This window comes from Mesorhizobium sp. WSM4828 (assembly GCF_055811175.1).
Genome location: NZ_JBVVQK010000010.1, coordinates 93,731 through 119,705, shown reverse-complemented (window position 1 = coordinate 119,705; position 25,975 = coordinate 93,731). Strand labels below are relative to the sequence as shown.

The window sequence follows — 25,975 nt, the reverse complement described above, 5'->3', positions numbered from 1 at the left end:
CCACCATTTGTCGCCTAGATCGCAAGCAGGAGATGCTCGGGATCGCCGAGCAGCAGCTTGGTGACAACGCCGAGACCGGCACGCAGTTCCCCCTCCGTGGTCGAGCCAAGCGAAATCCGCACAGCTGGATGCCAAGGCGTCTGCGAAATGCGAAACGACGTGCCGGGCGCAATCGCCACCCCCTGCAGGCGGGCCTGGGAAACAAAGCTTTCCTCGCCGCGATCATCCGGCAGTTGCAGCCAGACATGCAGCCCGTCGCGGTGAGCGCGATAGTCCACTCCGGCAAGCACCTCGGCGGCGATGTCCAGACGCCGCCGCAAAGCCAGGCGCTGCCATCGCACGAGTTCCATCGCGGTGCCGTCGGTCACCCATTTGGTGGCGATCTCGGCCACCAGCGGCGTCGCCATCCAGTTCGAGACGAGGTGGCGATTGGCGACCGCGGCGACATAACGATCGGGCGCCGCGAGATAGCCGATGCGCAGGCCCGGCACCACGATCTTGGTGAAGGAGGTGACGTAGAGCGTGCGCTCGGGCGCGAAGGCGGCGACCGGCGGCGGCCGGTCCTCGACCAGCGGGCCGAGGACGTCGTTTTCGATGATGGCGATGTCATGCCTGCGCGCAACGGCGGCAATCTGTTCGCGCCGGCCGGCATCCATCAGCGTGGCCGTCGGGTTGATCACCGACGGCTGGACAAACACGGCGCGGATGTCGGACAGCCGGCAGGCCTCGTCCAGCGCTTCCGGGATCAGCCCATTATCGTCGATCGGCAAACCCTCGAGGTTGAAGCCGAGATAACGCGCCAGCGGGATCAGCGTGTGGTGGCCGATCGCCTCGGTGGCGACGGTCGAGCCGGGCGGCGCCACGCTCATCAGCGCCACTGTCATCCCTGCGGTGGCGCCGTTGGTCAGGCTGATGTTCTGCGGCGACACGTCGAGGCCGCAGAGGCGTAGCCACTCGACACCCACCGCGCGGTGGCGCGGGAACACCATGTTCGGCCTGAACGACAGCGCCGAGCTCGACGGCAGGTTTTCGGCGAGCCAGCCCAGCGCCTGCCTCAGCCGTTCCAGATGCATCGGTTCGCAGACCGGCTTCAGGATGGAGAGGTCGATGACCTCGCCCAGCCGCTCCGGCAGATAGGGCGGCTCCGGTTCGCGGCGCTGTGTCTGCACGAAGCTGCCGCGGCCGACCTCGCCGGACACCAGCCCGCGGCGGATCAGCTCCTCATAGGCGCGGCTGACCGTCTGCACGGAAAGTTTGAGATCGTCGGCCAGCTGCCGATGCGTCGGCAAGCGAGCGCCATTGGCCAGGCGCCCGTCATGGATGGCGCGCGCGAACTGGTCGGCGAGCGATTGATAGGCCGGCCGCCGGATAAGAGCGGGATCTGGTCGCCAAAATGTCATGACTTATTAGAGATCGAAATCAGTGCAATTGACAATCGAAATAATGCGCCGTCATGGTGTCGGGCAGTGGAAGTGGACGATCATGGCTGCAGCGAAACTCGATCCGATCGATCTGAAAATCCTCGACGCCATCCAGCGCGACGGGCGCATCACCAAGCTGGCGCTGGCCGAGAAGGTCGGCCTGTCGCCGACGCCTTGCTGGATGCGGCTGCGTAAGCTGGAAAAGGCCGGCATCGTCTCGGGCTATCACGCCAGGATCGCCATGCGCTCCATCGCGCCGGTCGCCACCGTGCTGATGGAGGTGACGCTTGCCAGCCACCGCCAGGCCGATTTCGACCGTTTCGAGCGCGTCATCCGCGACATCCGCGAGATCGTCGCCTGCTGGTCTGTCGGTGGCGGCGTCGATTACCTGCTGAAAGTCATGGCGCGTGACATCGACGCCTATCAGCGGCTGGTCGACACCCTGCTCGAACACGAGATCGGCATAGACCGCTATTTCACCTACATCGTCACCAAGACGGTGAAGGAGGAGAGTGTGCTGCCAGTGGCGGATCTGTTGCCGGCGTCTTCGTGAGGCTGATCTCTCGGACCACAGGTCTAGGAGGTTGGCCGCTGACCCACGCGGCTTCGTCATCCTGGGGCGGAGCAAGGAGCGAAGCGACGCGGCGCAGACCCCAGGATCCATTGCGTGACATCAGGGCGCCGCGACGGTGCAGAATTCTGCTCCGCTGCATCCTTAGCAGAGGTTACGGCATGGGTCCTTGGGTCTGCGCTCGGCTTCGCCTCGCTCCGCCCAAGGATGACGAGGCTGAGGAGGTTCAGTCAATCTCGAAGGTTTGTGTTCTGCCGCACGACCAGAGAGATCGTCCGTTCCGGTAGACCTAAAGAGACAATCTCTCTACACGCAAGCGCCCAAACAGCCTCTCTGTCCGCCGCAGACGAATAATATTCCCGTATCACTCCGAACCGGGAGACCTTGAACATGTCCGCACATTTTGCCCGCTCGCACCGCCATGAGGCGCTTGATCGCCTCGCCGACCGACGGCTGCTGCGCGAACTCGCCTATGTCGATGGCCACTGGACGGCGAGCGAGACCGCGGAGAGTTTCGAGGTGACCGATCCGGCCACCGGATCCACCGTCGCTTTCGTTGCGGCGCTCGATGCACGGCAGACGACATTGGCGATCGATGCGGCATCGCGCGCCTTTCCTGCCTGGCGCGCATTGCTGCCGCAGGAACGGTCGAAAATCTTGCGAAAATGGTTCGATCTGATCGTCGCCGCCAAAAATGACCTGGCCCTGCTGATGACGCTCGAACAGGGCAAGCCGCTGAAGGAATCGCTCGGCGAGATCGACTACGCCGCCTCTTTTGTCGAGTGGTATGCCGAGGAAGCCAAACGCCTCAACGCCGAAAGCGTCACCAGTCATCTGCCTGATACCGAGATGATGGTGCGGCGCGAGCCGCTCGGCGTCGTCGGCGTCGTCACGCCGTGGAATTTTCCCGCGGCCATGCTGACCCGCAAGGCGGCGGCCGCCCTCGCCGCCGGCTGCACCATCGTCGCGCACCCCTCGTCGGAAACGCCGCTGTCGGCACTGGCGCTAGCCGAACTTGGCGAGCGCGCTGGCGTGCCGGCTGGCGTGTTCAACGTTCTCACCGGCAAGGCTTCGACCATCGTTGGGCGGATGTGCGAAGACCCGCGCGTTCGCGCCATGAGCTTCACCGGCTCGACCGAGATCGGCAAATTGATCGCCGCGCAAAGTGCGCCGACGATGAAGCGTCTGGTGATGGAGCTTGGCGGTCATGCGCCGCTGATCGTCTTCGCCGACGCGGATCTCGACAAGGCTGTGACCATCGCCGTCGACGCCAAATTCGCCACCTCCGGCCAGGACTGCCTCGCCGCCAACCGCATCTATGTCCAGCGTCCGATATACGATCGGTTCTGCGCTGCTTTCGCTAAACGCGTCGAGGCATTGCGGGCCGGCAATGGCCTCGCTGACGACACTGAAATCGGGCCGCTGATGCACGAGCGCGCCGTCAAGAAGGTCGAGGAGCAGGTGGCCGATGCGCTCGCCAAAGGCGCGCGTTGCCTGACTGGCGGCAAGCGCCATGCGGCCGGGCCGCTGTTCTATCAGCCGACCCTGCTGGCCGATGTTGACGACGATGCCCTGATCATGCGCGATGAGACCTTCGGTCCGGTCGCAGCGGTGACGCCCTTCGACGGCGAAGACGAAGTGATCGCCCGCGCCAACGCCACGGAATACGGCCTCGTCGCCTATGTCGTCACTGAAAACGGCGGCCGCCAATTGCGCATGGGCCGCGCGCTCGATTATGGCATGGTCGCCATCAACCGGGTCAAGATCACCGGCGCGCCGGTCCCGTTCGGCGGCGTCAAGCAGTCCGGCATCGGCCGGGAGGGCTCGCGTCACGGGCTCGAAGCCTTTACCGATCTCAAATATCTCTGCCTCGACGTGGCGTGAGCCGCGCCCGACACATTTTCCTCAGGAGTAAAAAATGCTCGACCAGTCAAACGAACTCGCCGCCTGGGATCGCGATCACTTCTTCCATCCCTCGACCCATATGGGAACGCACGCGCGTGGCGAGAGCCCGACGCGTGTGATTGCCGGTGGTGAAGGCGTTACCATCTGGGACAATAACGGCAGGAAGAGCATCGATGCCTTCGCCGGGCTCTATTGCGTCAATGTCGGTTATGGCCGCCAGAAGATCGCCGACGCCATCGCCGCACAGGCCAAGAATCTCGCCTATTACCACGCCTATGTCGGGCACGGCACCGAGGCGTCGATCACGCTCTCCAAGATGATCATCGACCGCGCGCCGCAAGGCATGTCGAGGGTCTATTTCGGGCTCTCCGGTTCCGACGCTAACGAAACCAACATCAAGCTGATCTGGTACTACAACAACGTGCTCGGCCGGCCCGAGAAGAAGAAGATCATCTCGCGCTGGCGCGGCTATCACGGCTCCGGCATCATGACCGGATCGCTGACCGGCCTCGACCTGTTCCACAATGCCTTCGACCTGCCGCGTGCGCCGGTGCTGCACACCGAGGCACCCTACTATTTCCGCCGAGCCGACCGCTCGCTGAGCGAGGGGCAATTTTCGCAATACTGTGCCGACAAGCTCGAGGAGATGATCCTGGCCGAAGGGCCGGAAACCGTCGCCGCCTTCATCGGCGAGCCGATCCTCGGCACCGGCGGCATCGTGCCGCCGCCAGCCGGCTACTGGGAAAAGATCCAGGCGGTGCTGAAGAAGTACGGCGTGCTGCTGGTCGCCGACGAGGTCGTCACCGGCTTCGGCCGATTGGGTACCATGTTCGGCTCCGACCATTACGACATCAAGCCCGACCTGATCACGATCGCCAAGGGCCTGACCTCGGCCTATGCGCCGCTCTCCGGCGTCATCGTCTCCGACAAGGTGTGGCAGGTGCTCGTCCAAGGCTCCGACAAGCTCGGCTCGCTCGGCCATGGCTGGACCTATTCGGCGCATCCGATCTGCGTTGCCGCCGGCGTCGCCAATTTGGAACTGATCGACGAGATGGACCTGGTCAGGAACGCCGGCGAGACCGGCGCCTATTTCCGCGCCGAGCTGACGAAAGCCGTCGGTGGCCACAAAAACGTCGGCGAGGTCCGCGGCGACGGCATGCTCGCGGCAATCGAGTTCGTCGCCGACCGGGACGACCGTGTCTTCTTCGACGCCTCGCAAAAGATCGGACCGCAGGTCGCGACCGCCCTTGCGGCAAGCGGCGTCATCGGCCGCGCCATGCCGCAGGGCGACATTCTCGGTTTTGCGCCGCCGCTCTGCCTGACGCGGCAAGAGGCCGACGTCGTTGTCTCCAAGACGGCCGATGCGGTGAAGAGCGTGTTTGCCAATATCTGAAGAACCGACATGAATGCCATGACGAAGACCATCCCCGCCACCATGGCCGCCGTGCAATTGATCGGGCACGGTGGGCCGGAAAAGCTCGTCTACCGCACCGACGTCAAAGTACCCTCGCCCGCCCCTGGTGAGGTGCTGGTCAAGGTCAGCGCTTGCGGTATGAACAACACCGATGTCTGGGTGCGCCAGGGCGCCTACGGCACTGAGGAGGATGCAGCCGCCGTGTCGACATGGCGGCGGCAAGGCAACACACTGACCTTCCCGCGTATCCAGGGCACCGACACGGTCGGCAACATCGTCGCCGTTGGCGACGGCGTGTCGCCGGCCCGCATCGGCGAACGGGTGATGGTCGATTTCTCCATCTACAATCGTGACGACGATTCATTGGCCGACATCGACTATATGGGCCACGGCCGCGACGGCGGCTATGCCGAATACCAGGCCGTGCCGGCCGAGAATGCCCATGTCGTCAGCACCGACCTGACCGACGTCGAACTTGCCACATTCTGCTGCGCCTATCTCACCGGCGAGCAGATGCTGGAACGCGCCGCATTGAAAGCCGGCGAGCGTGTGCTGGTCACCGGCGCCTCGGGCGGCGTCGGCTCAGGCATCGTGCAGCTGGCGCGGGCACGCGGCGCCATTCCCTATGCCATTGCCGGCAAGGGCAAGGAACAGGCGGTGCGGGATATCGGCGCCGAGGCGGTGATCACCCGTGGCGTTGCCGATCTGCCGGCCGCCGTCAGCGCTGCGACCGAGGGCCAGCCGATCGACGTGGTGGCCGATCTGGTCGGCGGCGCGATCTTCAACGACCTCCTGCGCATCTTGAGGCCGGAAGGCCGCTACACCACGGCTGGTGCAATTGCCGGCCCGGTCGTGCAGCTGGATCTGCGCACCATGTACCTGAAACAGCTGCAACTGCATGGCTCGAGCCAGGGCACGCGGGCGGACTTCCGCCGCATCGTGCGCTACATCGAGGAGAAGAAGATCCGGCCGCTGGTCGGCGGCGTCTACAAGCTGTCCGATTTCCATCGCGCCCAGGCCGATTTCGTGGCCAAGGACTTCGTCGGCAAGCTGGTCGTCGTGCCGGATGCGGTCGGCGTCGCTAAATAGCGCGATCAGCTCTGTGATCCAACCTGTTTGGCGGCGGCTTCCAGCGACCGTTCAAACGCGTCGATCACCTGGTCGACCTGCGGCTCGGTGATGATCAGCGGCGGGCAGAAAGCCAGCGCATCGCCCATATTGCGGGAAATGACGCCGTTCTGCTGCATGAACCCGTTGACGAGCCCGCCCAAGGCACCGACCGTGTTCCACGGCGCCTTGTTCGCCTTGTCGCCGACCAGTTCGACCGCCGCAATCAGGCCGATGCCGCGCACCTCGCCGACAAGCGGGTGCGAAGCGAGATCGCGCAGCCGCTTCTGCATGTGCGCACCGACGGTGCGCGCATTGCCGACGAGATCGCGCTCCTCGATCAGCTTCAGGTTCTCGAGCGCGACCGCAGCCGCGACGGGATGGCCGCCGCCGGTGAAACCGTGGCCGAAGGTGCCGATACGATTGCTTTCATCGGCGATCGGCTCGAATACCTTTTCGTTGATCAGCAGGGCTGAGATCGGCAAATAGGAGGAAGAGATCTGCTTTGACAGCACCATGATGTCGGGCCTGATACCGAAGGCCTGCGAGCCGAACATCTCACCTGTTCGGCCAAAGCCGCAGATCACCTCGTCAGCGACAAGCAGGATATCGTATCTCGACAGCACCGCCTGTATCTTCTCCCAGTAGCCGGAAGGCGGAACGATAACGCCGCCGGCGCCCATGATCGGTTCGCCGAAAAAGGCGGCGATGGTTTCCGGTCCTTCGGCGAGGATCAGTCTTTCCAGCTCGTCGGCAAGCCGTGTCGAAAAAAGCTCTTCGCTTTCACCCGGCAGCGCCTCGCGCCAATGGTGCGGCGTCGAGGTATGCAGCACATTGGCAATCGGCAGATCGAACGAAATGTGGTTGTTGGGCAGTCCGGTCAGGCTTGCCGAGGCGATGGTGACGCCGTGATAACCCTTCTTGCGGCTGATGATCTTCTTGCGCGCCGGCTGGCCGAGCGCATTCGACCGGTACCAGATCATCTTCATGGCCGTATCGTTGGCCTCTGAGCCGGAATTGGTGAAATACGCCTTGCTCATCGGCACCGGCGCCATCTGCACCAGTCTCTCGGCGAGATCGATCAGCGGCGAATGCGATTTGGAGCCGAAATCGTGATAGTAAGGCAGCTTCGACATTTGCCGTACCGCCGCATCGACCAGCCGCTTCTCCGAAAAACCGACCGCGACGCTCCAAAGCCCGGCCATCGCCTCGATATAGCGGTTGCCGGCAAGGTCCTCGACATAGATGCCGTCGCCCTTCTCGATGACGAGCGGCCCCGACTCCTGATGTTTGCGGGCATTCGTATAGCCATGCATGTGAAAGCTTATGTCGCGGGCTTCGGGAGAATTCGGTCGTGCGTCCATTGGGGGCTCCTGTGCTGCACGCGGGTCCGCATCGGAAGGTTCGCGTGCATTATGCGTTTGATGCATCTTTCCCGAACGATATAGTGTCAAGGGCTTTCGACAGGGCCAGCGGATGGATGGACACATGCAGAACTTCGGCTTGACCTGACCGTGGACCATGTCGACTGCATTGTCGCCGGCGCCGGCGTTGTGGGCTTGGCGATTGCGCGAGAGATGGCGCAGCGCGGTATCGACACGCTGGTCCTGGAAGCCGAGAGCGCTATCGGCACCGGAATAAGTTCGCGCAACTCCGAGGTCATCCATGCCGGCCTCCACTATCCGGTTGGATCGCTGAAGGCCCAGCTCTGCGTGGCGGGCCGGGAAAGACTCTATCGCTATTGCGAGGAGCGGGCGATCCCACACGCGCGCTGCGGCAAGCTCATCGTCGCGACGAATGCCGAACAGGAGCCGGTGCTCGCCTCCATCCGGGCCAATGCACGCGCTTGCGGCGCCGGCGAGCTGGTGCCGTTGCGCGAAGCCGAGGCGCGTGCGCTGGAGCCCAGCCTTAAGTGCACGGCGGCGCTGCTGTCGCCGGCCACCGGGATCATTGACAGCCACGCCCTTATGCTTGCGCTGTTGGGCGACGCAGAGGAGCACGGGGCGGCACTCAGCATCAACACCCGCGTCGCCTCCGGCCGCATCGAAGCGGGCCGCGTCGTGCTCGAGACGGTGGACGCTGCCGGCGGCGAACGCTTCGAGATCGCCGCCACGCGCTTCGTCAACGCTGCCGGGCTTGGCGCCGCAGCACTTGCCGGTTCGCTCGACGGGCTCGATCAGCAATTTGTGCCAAAGCTCCATTATGCCAAGGGCAATTATTTTTCGGTGGTCGGCCGGGCGCCCTTCTCGCGATTGGTCTATCCGGTGCCCGAACCCGGCGGGCTCGGTGTTCATCTGACGCTCGATCTCGACGGCGTCACCCGCTTCGGGCCGGACGTCGAATGGATTGATCAACTCGAATATCGCGTCGATCCAGCTCGTGGCGCGCGTTTCTACAGCGAGATCCGCAAATACTGGCCGGATCTGGCCGATGGCAGCCTGCAGCCCGCTTACAGCGGCATCCGGCCAAAACTGTCTGGTCCCGGTGAGGCCAATGCCGACTTCGTCATCCAGGACGTGGCGGTGCACGGCGTGGATAGCCTGGTCAACCTGTTCGGCATCGAAAGCCCCGGCCTGACCTCCTGCCTGGCCATTGCCGACCATGTCGCGCAGTGTCTCGCGCCGAAGTTGTAGCGTGCGGCGCCCGCGCCACGATCTGCACTGTATCAAAGCGCATTGCGTGAACTTTCAGTGGCAAGTCGCCTATGAGGCACATCGCGCACTTGCAGCCCGCTTCGCGCTCTGATTCCCTGCACTCTGGGCTGTCCTGATTCGCACTGCCCGGTTCAAAGTTTTCGCAGTGCGCCCGGGACAAGCTTCCAGCGACCACTCGGCGTATCCAGGGAGAACGGCAATGAACACCGCGGCGAGGCCGGTAATCTCGGAGATGAGGCCCAAGATCACGGTTGTCGGGGTCGGCGGCGGCGGCGGCAACGCCGTCAACAACATGATCGCCGAAGGCCTGCAGGGCGCGGAATTCATCGTCGCCAACACCGACGCCCAGGCCCTTGCCATGTCGAAGGCAACGAGGCTGATCCAGTTGGGCGCTCATATCACCGAAGGTCTGGGCGCCGGGTCCCTGCCCGAGGTCGGCCGTGCCGCGGCCGTGGAATCCATCGACGAGATCATGGATCACCTTGCTGGAACGCATATGTGCTTCGTGACCGCCGGCATGGGAGGCGGAACCGGCACCGGTGCCGCGCCTGTTATAGCGCAGGCAGCACGGGCAGCCGGAATACTGACCGTCGCCGTCGTTACCAAGCCATTTGTCTTCGAAGGCAGGCGCCGCATGTACGCTGCCGATGAGGGCATCGAGCGCCTGCGCGAAAGCGCTGATACCGTCATCGTCATCCCCAACCAGAACCTGTTCAGGATCGCCGACGCCAGAACCACGTTCGCCGACGCCTTCGCCATGGCCGATCGGGTTCTCTATGCGGGCGTCGGCTGCATTACCGATCTGATCGTCAAGGAAGGCTTGATCAATCTCGACTTCGCCGATGTAAAGTCGGTGATGCGCGACATGGGCCGCGCCATGATGGGAACCGGCGAGGCCGCCGGAGAAGGCCGCGCCAAGAAGGCGGCGGAAGCGGCAATCGCCAACCCGCTGCTCGACGAAGCTTCGATGATGGGCGCCAAGGGCGTCCTTGTCTCGATATCGGGCGGCATGGACATGACGCTGTTCGAGGTCGACGAAGCTGCTACCCGCATCCGCGAGGAGGTCGACAACGATGCCGACATCATCGTCGGCGCCATCTTCGACAAGGCACTCGCCGGAAAATTCAGGGTGTCGGTCGTGGCGACCGGCCTGCGGCGTGGCCTGGAGATTCCGCTGCTGGCGGAACCGGAAGTTCGCATGAACTGAACGCGTATCGCGTGCGGCTCGCTCAGCTGATTGCCAGCCTTTCCTCACCAGGGCCGCGCGCGGTCGATGACCTCCATGGCGCGTACAGCAAAACGGCCGGCCAGTGGTGCCACATCCGCCGCATCGGCCGCAACCGCGCTGCCGGCCAGCACGCGGTCGGCGATGCCGACGAAGATCACCGCAAAGCGGAACATGGCAAACACCAGATGGAACTGCTGCAGCGGCGCCGTCGGCACGGCGTGAGCGAAGTAATGATCGAGGAATTCGCGCTGTGTGGGAATGCCGAGTGCTGCCTGATCGAGGCCGAGGATGCCGCCATATTCGTCAGGCGAGGAATGCCAGGGCATCGAGGAGAAGCCGAGATCGGCAAGCGGATGGCCGAGCGTCGATAACTCCCAGTCGAGTATGCCGATCACCTCGGGCCGCGCAGGATGGAAGATAAGATTGCCGAGACGGAAATCGCCATGCGCGATCGAGACTCGGCCGTCATCTGGCGGAAGATGTCGCGGCAGCCATTCGGCGACGGCTTCGAGCGCGGCAATGCGTTCGCTCGGCGATTCCCGCAACTGTCTGGTCCAGCGCGCGATCTGTCGTTCAAAATAGTTCCCGGGACGGCCATAGTCGCCGAGCCCGACCTCTTCCGGCCGGACTGCGTGCAGCTTTGCCAGCGCCTCGGCCATGCCGAAATAGATGCCGCGCCGCTCGTTCGGCGCCAGTCCGGGCAACGCGCCATCGTGGAACACCCGGCCGTAGAGCCGCTGCATCAGATAGAACGGTGTGCCGAGCGGCTCGTCGCCGTCGTGAAAGAGCACCGGCCGCGGCACCGGCACGTCTGTTGCCGCTAGCGCCTCGATCACCCTGTATTCGCGATCGACGGCATGAGCGCCGCGCAGGATCGGTCCCGGGGGTTTCTTGCGCAGCACCATGCGGCGGCCGCCATAGTCGAGGAAATAGGTCGGGTTGGATTGGCCGCCGACGATCCGCTCAAGCGACATCTGGCCATCGCCAAAATGCGCTCTCAGAAAATCCTCCAGGCGTACTGGATCGAAATCCATCCTCATTGCCGGCTCAGCGGTTCCCGCCGCGACCTGTTTCGTCTTGCGTGCCGGCTTCGACATGCCAGCGCCAGAAGCCTGTACCTTCCTCGTTGAGGACACGGTTGAGCACCATCTTGTGGACCTCGTCGGCGCCGTCGACCAGGCGAGCCTGGCGGGCGTAGCGGTAGATCCATTCGAGTACAGTGTCTTTCGAATAGCCGCGGGCGCCGTTGATCTGGATCGCCACGTCGGCGGCGTCGTGCAGCACGTTGGCGACCTGGATCTTGGCCATGGAGACCTCCTTGCGGGCAAAGCCGCCGCGGTCGAGCTCCCAGGCCGCCTTCATCACCAGCAGCCGCCCGATCTCGATGCGCATGGCAAGGTCGCCGAGCATCAGCTGGATACTCTCGCGGTCGGCCAAAAGCTGCCCGAAGCCGCTACGCTCGGCGGCATAGGCGCGCGCGATCTCGATGCAGTGCTTGGCAAGGCCGAGCCAGCGCATGCAATGGGTGAGCCGCGCCGGACCGAGCCGGACCTGGGTAACCCTGAGGCCGCTGCCTTCGCCGGCAAGCACGTCCTCGACCGGGACTTCCAGGCCGTCGAACTCCAGCTCGCAATGGCCGCCATGTTCTTCCGGCCCCATGATCTCGATGCGCCGCACGATCCGCCAGCCCGGCTGGTCCTTATGGAACAGCAAGGCCGAAAGGCCGTGACGCGGATCGTCCGAAGTGCGCGCTATGAGAATGAAATGGCTCGCCTCTTGCGCGCCGGTGATGAACCATTTGCGGCCTTTGACGACATACCTGTCGCCGCGCCGTTCGGCTCTGGTCAGGATCATCGACGGGTCGGAGCCGCCCCCCGGATGCGGTTCCGTCATTGCGAAAGCCGAGCGCACCTTGCCCTCGACGATCGGCTTCAGCCATCTTTGCTTCTGCTCCGGCGTCCCCAGCCGTTCCAGCACCATCATGTTGCCGTCATCGGGGGCCGCGGAATTGAATACGACCGGACCGAAGATCGAGCGGTTCATCTCTTCATAGCAGACCGCCATATCCACCTTCGAGAGGCCGGCCCCGCCGGTCTCGGGCTTCAGCTGCAGGCACCACAGGCCGGCTGCTTTCGCCTTGCCCCGCAACGTTTCGAGCAGCGGCAGCGCAATATTGCCATGGCCGTCATAGGAAGCCTTGTCTGCCTCGAGCGGCAGGATCTCGCGCTCGACGAAGTCGGCGATCCGGCTGCGGAAGGCCTCGGTGCGGACGGAAATGTCGAAATTCATGGCGCTCACAAGGATGAGACGAGTTGCCGCCATCGACTCCGATGGTCGCGCCGGTAGTGTAACTGCCGTCGTTGGATGGGAGCAACAGCAGTGCACCGGCCGTTCCTTGCGCACGTCAAAGCGCCGGTTCGATATGGATCGATGCCGGCGCGCTGCCGATGCCGGTCGAATTCCAGGATCAAAGAGTACTCAGGTTTCGTATGGCTAACGTCCGCGACAATGCTCAGGCCAATTCGATGACAGCACAGCCATAGCCGTCCAGCGTCAACACTCCGGAGACAGGCTCTTCGCTATCGAGCAGGTTGCTGCCGGAGGGAACGCCGGTTACCGCAACGGGCGTGTCTTTGATGTTTTGCACGAACAGCAGCCGGCGTTCGTCATTCTCGCGCATCGTGACCTCGACGCCTTCCGGCAGATCCGGAACCAGAGGCTCCACATTCGCGTCCACGAAAGTGCGCGTAGCGAGCTGAGCTGTCAGCTCCGGGGTTAGATAAGTGCCGACATAGAGCACACGGCCCTTGCCGACGGCGCGGGAGGTAATTGCAGGCGTTCCTGCCGCGTAGCGGTTCGACCAAACCCCTACAATTTCGACTTCCGGTTCGACTGCGAGGTTCTCATAGAAATAACCGGCATCGAACTCGTGATTTCCGACGGTGAAACGACGGATACGGCGGCTGGATTCGGCCGGTCTGTCGGGAGGAATGACGAGCCCGCCGGAGCGCGACATGGTATTGAACAGGCCATTGGCCCCAGGTGCCGCCAGCCGCCCGAAATCCTCGACGCGAACGCCGGTCAGCTTCGACAGCGACCGGCCTGGCGGCGTCTCGCAGATGACGTGGTTGTTTTCGTCGCGGGTTCCCGTGCGCGCGCCGATGATGACGGTACCGCCATTTTCGGCAAAGAGTTGCAGCCGCTCGGTCCAGCTGTCCTTCCAGATCACCCAATGCGGCACGTAGAACACCTTGAGCTTCGACAGATCGTCTTCCGGGTGGATGAAGCCGCAGGCGATGCCGCGGTCATAGCAATACTGATGCAGCAAGGTTGCATCATCCTGCGGACTTGGCAGGCCGATGGGGAAGGTCTTGTGGGCTTCCTGATTGTCGAAGTCCGAGCCGGCGATGCCGACATCCATCCGCACATAGGTGCCCAGGATCTTGTTTTTCAGCGCCGTCAACTCGGTGGCGAACTGCCTGGCTTCGTCATAGCGGCGGCGAGCGACATCATCGTGGTCGATGATGCCCATCCAGTATATCTCCGCACCGAAATGCGCGGGGCGCCAGCGGAAGAACATGATACCATCGGCGCCACGCGCAACCGACGACATCGCCATGCGCCGCATTTCGCCCGGCTCCGGCGTCAGCGTGCAGAAGCCCGGCTGGGCGCCAAAACCCGACTGTTGTTCCGGCACTATGTAGTTGCCGGAAAATCCCCTGCAGATGTCGAGATGCAGTGCCTGGATCTTGGCGTGGTTGCCGAGGCGAAAGAACTCGTCATAGAGGAACGGATAGATGTCGTAGCCGACGAAGTCGAGATCGGTGGAGAATTGGCCGCGAAAGTCGATGTCACGCAATCCGCCGAGATTGTGGAAGATGAACCAACTGGCATTCGCTTCTCTCAGGATCTCGACCTGGTCGTGCTGGAACCGTGCTGTCGAAAAGGCGAGAAAACGGTGGTAGTCCTGGAGGTGACCGGGACCGGGAAAGGACGGTGAGAATTCCAGCGGGAAGACAATTTCGCTGAAATCGCCGTAAGCCGTCGCCCAGAAGTCGCCACCCCAGGCGAAATTCAGCCTATCTATCGTCTGGTAGGTTTCCTGGAGATAAGCCTGGAATTCCTTCAATGCCGACGGCGAATAGGATTCCGGCATGCTGGTGTTGAGTTCGTTGTCGGTCTGCCAGCCAATGACATTTGCGTTGTCGCGGTAGTGGTCCGCCATCGCCTTGGTGATCTTGCGGCTATAGTCGCGAAACACCGGGCTGCTGGTGTCGGCATACTGGCGTGAGCCGTGGCTCATCGACCGGCCATTTCCATCACGCCGCAGGATTTCCGGATGTTTTGCCGTCAGCCAGCGCGGCGGAGTGGCGGTCGGCGTGCACAAGATCGTGCTGACGCCGTGACGCGCCAGCCCCTCGATTGCGCGGTCGAACAGGCTGAAATCGAAGATGCCTTCACGCGGTTCGAAAATGTGCCAGGCGAATTCGCCGAGGCGGGCGACGTTGAAGCCGGCCTCGGCCATGCGCCGGGCGTCGTTGTCCCAGTAACTCTCGTCCACATGTTCGGGGTAGTGCGGCGCGCCGACCAGAAAGCGGTCGGTCTGGATCGTGCGCCAGACCGACAGGGCGCGGCCTTTTGAAGTCTTGTTCACGAAGGATACTCCTGCAGATCAGTCGGTGATGGTGGACTTGCGGGCACTGATCGTCCGCTCATCGACAGAGGAAAAGAGATAGACGTCACGCGGCTCGACCTTAAAGCCGATGGTCGCATCGGCAGCGACGGCACTCGCATGGCCGATCTGGACGGTGACGTTGCCGCTGCCGCTTTCGGAACTGACGCATTGCAGCGGGCCGGCGTCGGCATAGAGGATGGTCTCGCGGCCGAGATGCTCGACCAGCCGTACCCGTCCGGCAAAACTCGCCGTCTCTTCCGCGGCCAAGCTGATGCTCTCCGGCCGGATCCCCATCGTCAGCCTGTCCCCGACCTGTACCGATGCAGCTTCCGTCAATTCGACAGTCAAGGGAGAAAGACCGGCGGCCGACAGCGTGGCGACGCCGCCGGAGACAGCGGCGACCGCCACTTCGAAAAAATTCATCCGGGGTGCGCCGAGGAAGCCGGCGACGAAGAGATTGGCCGGGTTGCGATAGAGTTCGAGCGGAGCGCCCACCTGCTCGACCGAGCCGCGATTGAGCACGACGATACGGCTCGCCATTGTCATCGCCTCGGTCTGGTCGTGCGTGACATAGACCATGGTGGCGCCGAGCCTGGCGTGCAGATCGGAAAGCTCGACGCGCATCTGCGTGCGCAGCGCTGCGTCAAGGTTGGATAGCGGTTCGTCGAACAGGAACACGTCGGGCGAGCGGGTTATCGCACGGCCGATGGCCACACGCTGACGCTGGCCGCCGGAAAGCTGTTTCGGCCGCTTGTCGAGCTGGTCGGTAATGCGAAGGATCTTGGCGGCTCGCAGCACGGCGGCGTCGATCTCGGCCTTGGGGCGATGCGCCATGCGCAGGCCGAAACCCATGTTCTCGGCGACCGTCATATGCGGGTAAAGCGCATAGGACTGGAAGACCATGGCAATGCCGCGCTCACCCGGCTCGGTGGTGGTGACATCACGGCCGTTGATGAGAATCTTACCGGTCGAGACGGTTTCAAGCCCGGCGACGATCTTCAACAGCGTTGACTTGCCACAGCCGGACGGCCCGACGGTGACAATGAACTCGCCCTGTTCGACGCTGAGATCGATGCCGCGCAGCGCGTGGTAGCTGCCATAATTCTTTTGTATCTGCCGGAGTTCAAGACTGGTCATGGAGCCCTGCTTGCGAAATCAGTTTCGGATCGGGTGGGCGACGCCTTGAAGCCATGGTCGCTCATCCCTTGACCGCTCCCATGGTGAGGCCGGTGATGAAGTGCTTCTGCATTAGGAAGAACATGGCAACCGGCGGCATAGCCACGACGATTGTGCCAGCCGAGATCAGGTTCCAGGCCGAGACCCATTCGCCGCGCAGATTGGCGAGGCCGGCGGTGACCGGTTTGACGGTATCGCTGATGGTAAGCACGACCGCCCAGAAATAATCGTTCCAGATAAAGGTGAAGAGCAGGATGGCAAGCGCCGCGAGAGCCGGCCGCACCAATGGGACCACGATATGTACCAATGTCTGGAACGGCGTCGCGCCCTCGGCCCTGGCTGCCTGAAACAGTTCTCCCGGCAAGGCGGCGATAAAGTTGCGCATGAACAGTGTCGCAAACCCGGTCTGGAAGGCGATGTGGAAGATGATCAGGGCCGCCATCGTGTCGTAGAGGTTGAGCCGCACCATGAGATCGCGCACCGGGATCATCATGATCTGGTGCGGCAGGAAGTTTCCGCCGACGAACAGGGCGAAGACGAGCATGTTGCCGCGAAACCGGTAACGGGCGAGCACGAACCCGGCGAGAGTGCTCAAGATGAGAACGCCGATCACCGAGGGGATGGTGATGGTCAGGCTGTTGAGGAAGTAGCGGGCCATCGGCGTCTGGGTGAAGACCGCTATGTAGTTGTCGACCAGGCCGAATTGCGTCGGCCAGCCCCACAGATTGCCGCCCATGACATCCTGCGTGGAGCGGAACGAGGTGAGAATGATGGCAAAGAGCGGTGCCAGCCAGACAATCAGGATTCCGGTCACCAGCACGACATAGAGGCGACGCCGCCAAATAGCAGTTTCGGGAAACGGGCGAGGAAACATCAGCCGCCCCTTTCATCGGCGCGGATCATCCGCGTCAGGTACCAGGCGATGAAGACCGCCATGATCACGAACAGCACCGAAGCAATGGCCGCGCCATAGCCGAAGCGGTAGGAAAAGATGGACTGCTCGAACATCTGATAGGCAAGCACCTCGGACGAACCGAAGGGGCCGCCGCTGGTCATCACCGAGACCATGTCGAAGGAACGCAGGGCGCCGACGACGGTGACGGCGATGGCGATAAAGGTGACCTGCGTCAGCTGCGGCAACACGATGTGGCGCAGCATGTTCCAGCCCCTGGCGCCGTCGACCCGCCCGGCGCCGATCAGGTCCTCGCTGAGATTGTTGAGGCCGGCGAGATAGAGCACCATGCAGAAGGCGATCTGCGGCCACAACGCTGCGATCACGACGGCGAAGGTGACGAAGTTTTCATCCGACAGCACTGCCGGGGCGGTCGCGCCGAAGGTGCGGAAGATCAGCGCGAGAAGCCCGAATTCCGGCGTATAGACCCAGGTGAAGACAACGCCGACGGCAACAGAAGCCAGCACCAGCGGAATGAAGAACAGCGATTTGAGCAGGCGCATACCTCGGATTTTCTGGTTGACGAGCAGCGCGATGGCGAGGCCGAGCGGCGGCGCCAGCATGAACATCACCAACCAGATCAGATTGTTCTTCAGCGAAACATAGAACTGCGGGTCGGCGAACAGTTCGCGGTAGTTGCCGAGGCCGATCCAGACCATCGGGCTGAAGCCGTCCCATTCGTGCAGGCTGATCCATAGGCTCTCGACCGCAGATGCCAGAATGACGACGGAAAACAGCACAGCGGCGGGCAGGATCAGAAGTGTCGGTGTCAGCCACCAGCAATGGCGGCGCCAAAGCTTCGTCATTTTGGGAGACCCCATTCACCGGAACGCATTGGGGAGCGGGCAAGATCCCCGCTCCCCTCCGCTGGGAGACGCTAGATCTTGAAGATCCGGCGACGAGTTCCCTCGAGACGCTGGAGAATGGCATCCCGGCGCTCCGGCTTGGCCATGAATTCCTGGAAGCCGACCAGGCCGGCCTGGGCCATGTCGGGATCGGTATCGCGGTCGTAATATTGCGACGTGCCGGCCACCGTCTTCAGGCTTTCCACAGCTGCGTTGACCAGCGGGTCCTTGCTGGCTGGAAGGTCGTTGCGCGGCGGAACGTTGCCGCCAGGTTCCAGATAGGGGCCGAAATTTTCCGGCTGGTAGAAGAAGGCGAGGAACTCGCGGGCACCCGCCTTGTTCTTGGCGTTGGCCGGGATGTGGACCGAATTGACCGAGAATTCTTCGTAGCGGTCGAGGGCGCCCTCAATCTTCGGGAAAGGGGCGAATGTCAGCTGCTCGAGATCCTGCTCAGGGAAAGTAGCTTTCACGAAGGCGCCGAGGTTCATCATGCCGGCCTTCTTCTGGGCGAGGAAGGCGCCGGCCTCCTGCCAGCCGAACGACGTCTGATCCGGCGTGAAGAAACCCTGCTTGATCAGTTCCTCCCAGTGGTCGAAAACAGCCTTCAGCGCCGGGTCGGTGTAAGCCATCTTGCCGTTCATCAAGGCAAAGTGCTTGTCGAGACCGTTGATCCGCAGGTTCATCTGGTCGAACCATCCGGCCGCCGGCCAGAGTTCCTTGGTGCCGATGCTGACGGGAATAAGGCCGGCAGCCTTGGACTTCTCGCCGTAAGCCAGGAATTCGTCCCAGGTCGCCGGCACCGTCAGTCCGTGCTCGGCAAAGACGTCCTTGCGATAGAACATGCCCCACATCGTGCCGCCGGTCGGCAGGCCATACTGCTTGCCGTCGACGGTGACGGCACCGGTCGTGGCACCCAGCACGTCCTTGTACTTTTCCTTCTCGAACAGATCCGAAATGTCGTCGAACAGGCCGCGGGTGACGAAGGCGCGCATGCGGTTTCCGGAGAACCAGAAGCAGACATCCGGCGCGCCGGCTACAAGGTAGTTGCGGATCGCGGTCTTGTGGGCCTCGTGATCCATATTGTTGATCACAACCTTGGTGCCGGACTGCTTCTCGAAGTCGGCGGCGATGCGCCGCAAAATCCGCAGGGCATCGGCATTGTTTTCGTCTGAAATGATGGTGACTTCGCTCGACTGGCTGAGTGCCGGCATCGGGAAGCCCGCGAGCGCTGCGGCGGAAATGCCGCCCGCTCCCTTCAGGAAATTGCGCCGCGTCGACGGCTTTTCAATCCACTTGAACGTCATTGTTACTCCTCCCTGTTGTCAATTCTCTACTGGCACTCCGGCCGGCGCGGTTGTTCTTCTCAACGGCGCGGCTCACCTCCCGGGCGAGAGAATATGCTTGCCCGTCCCTTCAGAGCGCGGTGACATTGCTAACCGGATTAATTTCGCTGACCCCCGGTTCGGGTGTTGAACAGTCGGGCAAACTTATGCATATGTCTTCTCGAGAGGCAATAATTAATTTACAAAATTAAGAAAGCGGATCCGTGAAGCTCAAGGGTGACCCGAGCACGACTCGGGCGATGAACCGCAGACTGATCCTCAATCTCTTGCGGCAGGAGGGTCCGCGCAGCCGGGCCGACATAGCGTCCGTTACCGGCCTTAGTCCGGCAGCGGTCACCTTCGTTGTGGCCGACCTCATCGAGGAGGGCCTGCTGATCGAAGGCAAGACAGTCGTGGGCTCGGCTGGGCGCCGCCCTATCCCGGTGGATATCAACTATGCCAACGGCCTTGCCATAGGTTTCAAGCTGATGGTCGGATCGGTCGAGTGCGTGGTCACCGACCTTGCGACCAATCCGTTGGGCTCTCTGCGCGTCAAGCTCTCGGACAGCGATCCCGACCATATCATAGCGACCTTGGCCAAGGCGGTACCGGAGCTGATTTCCATTGTCGATCGGCCCGCTGCCAAGCTTGCCGGGATCGGCGTTTCAATGCCTGGCGTCATCGACAACCAGAAGGCTGTGTGTATCCGCAGCAATCGCTACAACTGGGACAACGTTCCCCTTGGCCCGATGCTGGCCGAACTGGTAGACGTCCCCGTGTGGCTTGAGGACGACACCAATGCCTATGCCATTGCCCAGCAACTCTTCGGCCTGGGACGCCAGCACCGCAATATGGCTGTGCTGGCGATCGGCGTCGGAATCGGCTGTGCGCTCGTCTTCGAAGGCAAACTCTATCGCGGCGCGAACGGTGCCGCCGGCAAGTTCGGCCACAGCTCTTATGAGGAGAACGGCCGCCTTTGCGAGTGCGGAAAACGCGGCTGCCTGATGGCCTATTACGCCGAGCCGGCGATCCTGCGCACCTGGCGCGAAGCCACCGGGCACGACGAAGCGGACAGCAAAGTGAGCCTTATGGCAGCCTTGGCAGACCGCGAACCGCGAGCCGTCGCCATTCTCGAAGAAGCCGGACATGGCATCGGCTGGCATCTCGCCAATCTTGTCAACATCACCGACCCGGAGGTCATTGTCGTCGGCGGTGAAGCCGTGTCGTTTGGTGATGCGCTGTTTGGCCCAATGCGGCTGACGCTTGGGAAAAATACCTTTCGCGCGGCACCACCAATGCTGCTGGACTGGGAGGACAATTCCTGGGCAAGGGGAGCGGCTGCTCTCGTAACGCAGAAGCTCTTTGATTTCGAAACATCTGCCGGCAACGCCGCTCCGCTTTCAAAGCCGGCCCTATGGTCGGCATAGGGCGAGTGAAATAGACAGCCCTGCGCCTCAGGCCGCCCGAACGCTGCGCGCTCCACGCGCCCAGGCCGGCAGCCAATCGCCATGCGCAACCAGCAAATCATCGACCAGAGACCATATCTGGTCGAGGTCGAGCTCGGCCGCCGTGTGCGGGTCCATCATCGCCGCGTGATAGATGTGCTCGCGGTTCTCGGTCATCAGCGCCTGGACCGTCAGCTCCTGGACGTTGATATTGGTGCGGATCAGCGCGGTGAGCTGCACCGGCAGGTCGCCGATGAACGTGGGTTGAATGCCGGAGGCGTCGACGAGGCATGGTACCTCGGCCGCGCAATTATATGGCAATGACGTGATGCAGCCATTGTTGCGGACGTTGCCGTAGATCACCGACGGCTCGCCGGTCCAGACCGAGTTCATGATCGAGGACGCATATTCCTTCGACTGCTCCACTTCGATCTTGTCAGCCGAGCGATAGGCTTCCGCTTGCCCCTTCCAGCGTTCGATCTGCTCGATGCAGCGCTTCGGGTATTCGTCGAGCGGGATACCAAATTTCTCGATCAGATCTTCGCGCCCGTCCTTGATGAAATAGGGTGTGTATTCCGCGAAATGTTCGGAGCTCTCGGTGACGAAGTAACCTAGGCGCTTCAGCATCTCGTAGCGCACTCTGTTCGGGCAGCGCGGGTTCCACCCCGGCTTCGGCGCCCGCCCTTCGCTGTAGGCGCGCAGCAGATCCGGATAGAGGTTGCGGTAGGAGTCGTCCGGCTGGCGATGCTCGAACTTCAGGTAGAAGGCCATGTGGTTGATGCCGGCCGAGCGGTAGCGAATCTCCTCGTAGGGAATGTCGAGATCATGCGCCAGTTCCATCGCCGTGCCCTGCACCGAATGGCAGAGGCCGACCTGCTTGATGTCGGGATATTTCTCCGCGATCGCCCAGGTGTTGATCGCCATCGGGTTGACATATTGCAGCATGATCGCCTGCGGGCAGACCGCGCGCATGTCCTCGCAGATCTTCCAGAGATGCGGCACGGTTCTCAAGCCTCGCATGATGCCGCCGACACCGAGCGTATCGGCTATGGTCTGCCGCAGCCCGTATTTCTTCGGAACTTCGAAATCGGTCACCGTGCAGGGCTCGTAGCCGCCGATCTGGAAGGCGACGACGACGAAATCGGCGCCCGCCAGCGCCTTGCGCTGGTCCGAATAGGTTTCGGCTTTGGCCTTTACGCCAAGCGTCGAGATCAGCTTGCCGACGACGATTGCGCTTTCCTCGAGCCGTTGCGGATTAATGTCCATCAGCGCGATCATCGCGCCGGATAAAGCCGGACGCTGCAATATGTCGCCGACGATGTTCCTCATGAACACCGTCGAGCCAGCTCCGATGAAAGCGACCTTGGGATTTCTTGCCACAACAACCTCCGGCATAAGCAATCAGGCTACCTCGAAAGCGGCTTTGACCAGCCGTTCGGTGTAAGCGGTTTTGGGATGGGACAGGACTTCGTCGACCGGCCCCTCTTCGACGATCTTGCCGTGCTGCATGACGATGACGCGGTGGCACAGCGCCCGCACGACCTTGAGGTCGTGCGAGATGAAGATGTAGCTCAGGCCCCGTTCGCGCTGCAGCTTGCGCAGCAATTCGATGATCTGCGCCTGGACCGAGAGATCCAGCGCCGATGTCGGCTCGTCGAGCACGATGAATTCCGGTTCGAGCGCGACGGCGCGGGCAATCGCAATACGCTGGCGCTGGCCGCCGGAAAACTCGTGCGGGAAGCGCGACAGGATATCGCCGGGCATGCCGGCGCTGATCAGCGCCTCGCGCACCCGCTCGATCCGATCGTTCCTGGTGGCGCCGATGCGGTTGACGACCAGCCCTTCCTCGATGATCTGGCCGATCGTCATGCGCGGGTTGAGCGACGAGAACGGATCCTGGAAGACGACCTGCATGCGCGACCGCAACGGCCGCATTTGCGCGCGCGAACAGCCATGGATCGGCTGGCCATCGAAATAGATCTCGCCGCTGTCTGTGGTGTTGAGCCTGAGCAACGCCTCGCCGAAGGTGGTCTTGCCCGATCCGGATTCGCCGACGAGACCCAGCGTCTCGTGCCGCCGAAGGGTCAGGCTGAGGCTGTCGACGGCGACGAGTTCGCGCAGGTCCGGCCTCATGAACGTGCCGTGCCGCAGCATGAAGGAGACGCGCACATCCTTGGCTTCAAGAATGACGTCGGCGCCTTCCGGCAACGAATTTGCCTGGCCGCGCGGCTCGGAGGCAAGCAGATGACAGGTGTAGGGATGCTGCGGATCGGCGAACAGCTTCTCCGTCACATTGTGCTCGCGCATCTCGCCATGCTGCATGACGTAGACATAGTCGGAGAACTGCCGCACCACAGTCAGGTCGTGCGTGATCAGGATCACCGCCATGCGCAGTTTCTTCTGCAGGTTGCGGATGAGATTGAGGATCTGTGCCTGAACCGTGACGTCGAGCGCCGTCGTCGGCTCGTCGGCGATCAGCACATCGGGATCGTTGGCCAGCGCCATGGCGATCATCACACGCTGGCGTTGGCCGCCGGAAAGCTGGTGCGGATACTGTTTCAGCCGCGCCTGGGGTTCAGGAATCTGCACCTGCTGCAGCAGCTCGAGCGCCCTTGCTTCGGCCTGCCTGCGGCTCATCTTGCGATGCACCCGGATCGCCTCGACGATCTGGCTGCCGATCGTGTAGATCGGATTCAGCGAACTCATCGGTTCCTGGAAGATCATCGAGATGCGGTCGCCGCGCAGTTTGCGCCGCGCGCGCTCGGAAAATTTCAGGATGTTCGCCCCGTTGTATTCGACAGTCGATTTCGGCGACACGACTGCGCGCTTCGACAACAGTCCCATGACGGTGCGCGCCGTCACCGACTTGCCCGATCCGGATTCGCCGACGATGGCGATCGTCTCGCCGCGATAGAGCTGGAAGGAGATGTCCTTGACCGCTTCCACCATGCCGTGCTCGACCTTGAAATCGACGGCGATGTTGCGGGCATCGATGACCGGGTCTTCCGAACGGCCGTCATGGTCGAGCCGGACAGGCGGTGCGAAGGATTTGACGAGCGCGTGTTGCATCATGTCACGTCAATACGGATCGACCGCATCGCGCAGTCCATCGCCAAGCGCGTTGAACGCAAAGACGGTGACAAGCACGAAGCCGACCGGCGAGAGGATCCAGGGATAGGTGCCGATGACCGAATAGGTCGCCGTGTCCTGCAGCATCAGCCCCCAGGAGATCAGCGGCGGCTTCACCGCAAAACCGAGAAAACCGAGGAAGGATTCCAGCAGGACCACACTGGGGATCGCCAACGTGACGGCAACGATCACGTGGCTCATCACGTTTGGAAAAATATGCTGCATGATGATGCGGCCATCCGTGGCGCCGACCGCCATCGCCGCACGAACGTAATCGATCCGCGCCAGCGCCAAGGTCTTGCCGCGCACCTCGCGCGACATCTGCGCCCAGCCGAGTGCCGACATGACAACGATCACGAAGGCCAGAAAGACATTCGTCGGCGCCGTCACCGGAACCAGCGACGTCAGCGCCAGATAAAGCGGCAATTGTGGAAATGCGAGCACCAGTTCGACGAAGCGCTGGACCCAGACATCGAATGTGCCGCCGAAATAGCCCGACACCATGCCGACCGTCGTGCCGATCACGGTGACGATGAAGACCACGGTCAATGCGATCATCAACGAGATGCGCGAACCATAGATCGCACGCGCCAGCACATCGCGGCCGAATTTGTCGGTGCCAAGGAAGTGCACCGGCTGGCCGTCGGTCGAGCCGAAGAAGTGCCGGTTCGCGGGAAGCAGCCCGAGCAGTCTGTACTCCGCTCCCTTGACGAAGAAGCCGAGCAGCCGCGGATGGTCGTAGTCCGGCCCGACGACGGGTTGGAAGGTAACCGGGTCGAGGTCTTCCGAATCCGCCAGGGCATAGACGCGTGGCTGGAAGACGAAGTTGCCGTCCTTGTCATGGAAGCTCATCATCTGCGGCGGGGCAAAGCCGACATCGGTCACCTTGGGATCCATCGGTGCGAAGAAGTCGGCAAACACCGCCAGCAGCACCAGAAACGCGACCAGGATGAGCCCGGCCATACCGGTCCAGGACCGTTTCAGGCGGCGCCAGACGAGTGCGATGTAGCTCTCATTGCCGCGCGGCTTGATCTTGGCCGATTCCTCGGCAAGTGGCGGCAGCGAGGGCTCGAACGCAAGCATCTCAGGACCCTGCATATTGGCGCACACGTGGGTCGAGCATGACGAGCAGCATGTCGGCGATGATGTTGCCGACGATCAGCGTTGCCGACAGCACCATCATGAAGGTCGCCGTGACATAGACGTCGCCGACCGCCATCGAGCCAACGATCGCCGGGCCGACGGTCGGCAGGGCAAAGATGATCGCAGTCTCGATCTCGCCGGTCAGCATATAGGGCAGCACCACACCCTGATACATGACCAGCGGATGCAGCGCATTGGGCACCGCATGACGCATCACGACCGCACCGCCGCTGAGGCCCTTGGCGCGAGCGGTTTCGACATATTGCGCGTTCAGGGTGTCGAGCAGATTGCCACGCATCACCCGCATGTTGTAGGCGAGCCCGCCGAAGGTGGCGATGGCGACAACCGGCCAGACATGCCGGACGAGATCGACGAACTTCGCCCAGGACCACGGAGCCCCGCCAAATTGCGGCGAAAAGAAGCTGCCGATCTCGGAGACGTTGAACTGGAAGACCAGCAGATAAACGATGATCAGCGCCATCAGGAAGCGCGGTACCGTCATTCCGAGGAAGGAAATCGCCGACAGCGTACTGTCGATCCAGCTGTACTGCCGGGTCGCCGCCCAGATGCCGAAACCGATGCCCAGCACCGAAGCCAACAGGTGGCAGACAAGCGCAAGCAGCAGCGTGCGCGGCAGCCGCTCGCCCACCACGTCGGCGACGGGCTTGTTGTAGTATAGGCTGTAGCCGAAGTCGCCGCGGGTGACGATGCCGGCGATCCAGTTCAGGTATTGGAGCGGAACCGGCTTATCGAGGCCATGCTCCACGCTATAAGCCTTCGCCTGGGCATCGGCCTCGGCAAAGGAGGCTCCACCCTGGTTGATGAGCTGCAAGCGGATGTAGTCGGCATAGTTGCCCGGCGGTGCCTGGATGATCGCGAAGGTAACCACGCTCAAAATGGCGAGAACCGGTATCGCGGATGCTATGCGCATAAGCAGAAATCGCAGCATCGGCCGTTTCCCTCCTCGCTCGGTTTCAGTTATCCCCTC

The 25,975-nt window shown here is 62.5% G+C and carries 20 protein-coding genes; 7 read left to right on the top strand and 13 right to left on the bottom strand.

The features are described from left to right. Positions 1 to 14 precede the first annotated feature (14 nt). Positions 15 to 1,400: a MocR-like ectoine utilization transcription factor EhuR gene (ehuR, locus tag AC0L2X_RS14095; RefSeq protein WP_473558018.1), complete on the bottom strand. Its 1,386-nt coding sequence runs from the start codon at positions 1,398 to 1,400 to the stop codon at positions 15 to 17. An 82-nt stretch (positions 1,401 to 1,482) separates the two neighbouring features. Between ehuR and AC0L2X_RS14090 the strand changes: the two genes are divergently transcribed. The 4 genes from AC0L2X_RS14090 to AC0L2X_RS14075 all read left to right on the top strand — a co-directional run bounded on the left by AC0L2X_RS14090 (position 1,483) and on the right by AC0L2X_RS14075 (position 6,400). Beyond that, positions 1,483 to 1,974 (top strand): Lrp/AsnC family transcriptional regulator, encoded by a 492-nt coding sequence (locus AC0L2X_RS14090; protein WP_473558016.1) that lies wholly within the window; start codon positions 1,483 to 1,485, stop codon positions 1,972 to 1,974. Between the two features lie 408 nt (positions 1,975 to 2,382). Then, positions 2,383 to 3,876: an NAD-dependent succinate-semialdehyde dehydrogenase gene (locus AC0L2X_RS14085; RefSeq protein ID WP_473558013.1), complete on the top strand. Its 1,494-nt coding sequence runs from the start codon at positions 2,383 to 2,385 to the stop codon at positions 3,874 to 3,876. A gap of 34 nt (positions 3,877 to 3,910) precedes the next feature. Then, the gene (locus AC0L2X_RS14080; protein WP_473558011.1) at positions 3,911 to 5,290 is read left to right on the top strand and encodes an aminotransferase; all 1,380 of its coding nucleotides are present in this window, start codon (positions 3,911 to 3,913) and stop codon (positions 5,288 to 5,290) included. A 9-nt stretch (positions 5,291 to 5,299) separates the two neighbouring features. Continuing rightward, entirely contained in the window at positions 5,300 to 6,400 is a 1,101-nt protein-coding gene (locus tag AC0L2X_RS14075) for an alcohol dehydrogenase family protein (protein ID WP_473599940.1), read from the top strand. A gap of 5 nt (positions 6,401 to 6,405) precedes the next feature. On the opposite strand, the gene AC0L2X_RS14070 is transcribed toward AC0L2X_RS14075, so the two are convergent. Beyond that, positions 6,406 to 7,782, bottom strand: a complete 1,377-nt coding sequence (locus AC0L2X_RS14070; protein WP_473558006.1) for an aspartate aminotransferase family protein — start codon at positions 7,780 to 7,782, stop codon at positions 6,406 to 6,408. Between the two features lie 150 nt (positions 7,783 to 7,932). On the opposite strand from AC0L2X_RS14070, the gene AC0L2X_RS14065 reads away from it, so the two are divergent. Continuing rightward, on the top strand, positions 7,933 to 9,051 hold the full coding sequence (locus AC0L2X_RS14065) for an NAD(P)/FAD-dependent oxidoreductase (RefSeq protein ID WP_473558004.1): 1,119 nt from the start codon (positions 7,933 to 7,935) through the stop codon (positions 9,049 to 9,051). Positions 9,052 to 9,271: 220 nt separating this feature from the next. Then, a complete protein-coding gene (gene ftsZ / locus AC0L2X_RS14060; protein ID WP_352489868.1) occupies positions 9,272 to 10,279 on the top strand; it encodes a cell division protein FtsZ in 1,008 nt (335 codons plus the stop codon). A 44-nt stretch (positions 10,280 to 10,323) separates the two neighbouring features. Here the strand turns inward: ftsZ and AC0L2X_RS14055 are convergent, their stop codons facing one another. The 7 genes from AC0L2X_RS14055 to AC0L2X_RS14025 form a co-directional block, all read right to left on the bottom strand. Further along, positions 10,324 to 11,340 (bottom strand): phosphotransferase family protein, encoded by a 1,017-nt coding sequence (locus AC0L2X_RS14055; protein ID WP_473558001.1) that lies wholly within the window; start codon positions 11,338 to 11,340, stop codon positions 10,324 to 10,326. 7 nt (positions 11,341 to 11,347) lie between these two features. Next, positions 11,348 to 12,589 carry an acyl-CoA dehydrogenase family protein gene (locus AC0L2X_RS14050; protein WP_473558160.1) on the bottom strand — a complete coding sequence of 414 codons (1,242 nt, stop codon included), beginning with the start codon at positions 12,587 to 12,589 and terminating at the stop codon, positions 11,348 to 11,350. Positions 12,590 to 12,812: 223 nt separating this feature from the next. Beyond that, positions 12,813 to 14,954, bottom strand: coding sequence for a beta-galactosidase (locus AC0L2X_RS14045; RefSeq protein ID WP_352489866.1), 2,142 nt, complete (start codon positions 14,952 to 14,954; stop codon positions 12,813 to 12,815). 18 nt (positions 14,955 to 14,972) lie between these two features. Next, complete coding sequence (locus AC0L2X_RS14040) at positions 14,973 to 16,112, bottom strand: ABC transporter ATP-binding protein (RefSeq protein WP_473557998.1); 1,140 nt, start codon at positions 16,110 to 16,112, stop codon at positions 14,973 to 14,975. Positions 16,113 to 16,173: 61 nt separating this feature from the next. After that, entirely contained in the window at positions 16,174 to 17,025 is an 852-nt protein-coding gene (locus tag AC0L2X_RS14035; RefSeq protein WP_473557995.1) for a carbohydrate ABC transporter permease, read from the bottom strand. Then, a complete protein-coding gene (locus AC0L2X_RS14030) occupies positions 17,025 to 17,909 on the bottom strand; it encodes a carbohydrate ABC transporter permease (protein WP_473557993.1) in 885 nt (294 codons plus the stop codon). The genes AC0L2X_RS14035 and AC0L2X_RS14030 overlap by 1 nt, the downstream gene beginning before the upstream one ends. Before the next feature lie 71 nt (positions 17,910 to 17,980). Next, entirely contained in the window at positions 17,981 to 19,252 is a 1,272-nt protein-coding gene (locus AC0L2X_RS14025; protein WP_473557990.1) for an ABC transporter substrate-binding protein, read from the bottom strand. Positions 19,253 to 19,494: 242 nt separating this feature from the next. Here AC0L2X_RS14025 and AC0L2X_RS14020 point away from each other — a divergent pair, with 242 nt between their 5' ends. Beyond that, a complete protein-coding gene (locus tag AC0L2X_RS14020; protein WP_473557988.1) occupies positions 19,495 to 20,697 on the top strand; it encodes an ROK family protein in 1,203 nt (400 codons plus the stop codon). Positions 20,698 to 20,724: 27 nt separating this feature from the next. Here the strand turns inward: AC0L2X_RS14020 and melA are convergent, their stop codons facing one another. The 4 genes from melA to AC0L2X_RS14000 are packed head-to-tail and all read right to left on the bottom strand — an operon-like array spanning position 20,725 to position 25,936. Beyond that, positions 20,725 to 22,095: an alpha-galactosidase gene (gene melA / locus AC0L2X_RS14015; protein WP_473557986.1), complete on the bottom strand. Its 1,371-nt coding sequence runs from the start codon at positions 22,093 to 22,095 to the stop codon at positions 20,725 to 20,727. A gap of 21 nt (positions 22,096 to 22,116) precedes the next feature. Continuing rightward, positions 22,117 to 23,784 carry an ABC transporter ATP-binding protein gene (locus tag AC0L2X_RS14010; RefSeq protein WP_473558158.1) on the bottom strand — a complete coding sequence of 556 codons (1,668 nt, stop codon included), beginning with the start codon at positions 23,782 to 23,784 and terminating at the stop codon, positions 22,117 to 22,119. Between the two features lie 9 nt (positions 23,785 to 23,793). Beyond that, a complete protein-coding gene (locus AC0L2X_RS14005) occupies positions 23,794 to 24,927 on the bottom strand; it encodes an ABC transporter permease (RefSeq protein WP_292653801.1) in 1,134 nt (377 codons plus the stop codon). A 1-nt stretch (position 24,928) separates the two neighbouring features. Next, positions 24,929 to 25,936 carry an ABC transporter permease gene (locus AC0L2X_RS14000; RefSeq protein ID WP_473557983.1) on the bottom strand — a complete coding sequence of 336 codons (1,008 nt, stop codon included), beginning with the start codon at positions 25,934 to 25,936 and terminating at the stop codon, positions 24,929 to 24,931. Between the last annotated feature and the right edge of the window lie 39 nt (positions 25,937 to 25,975).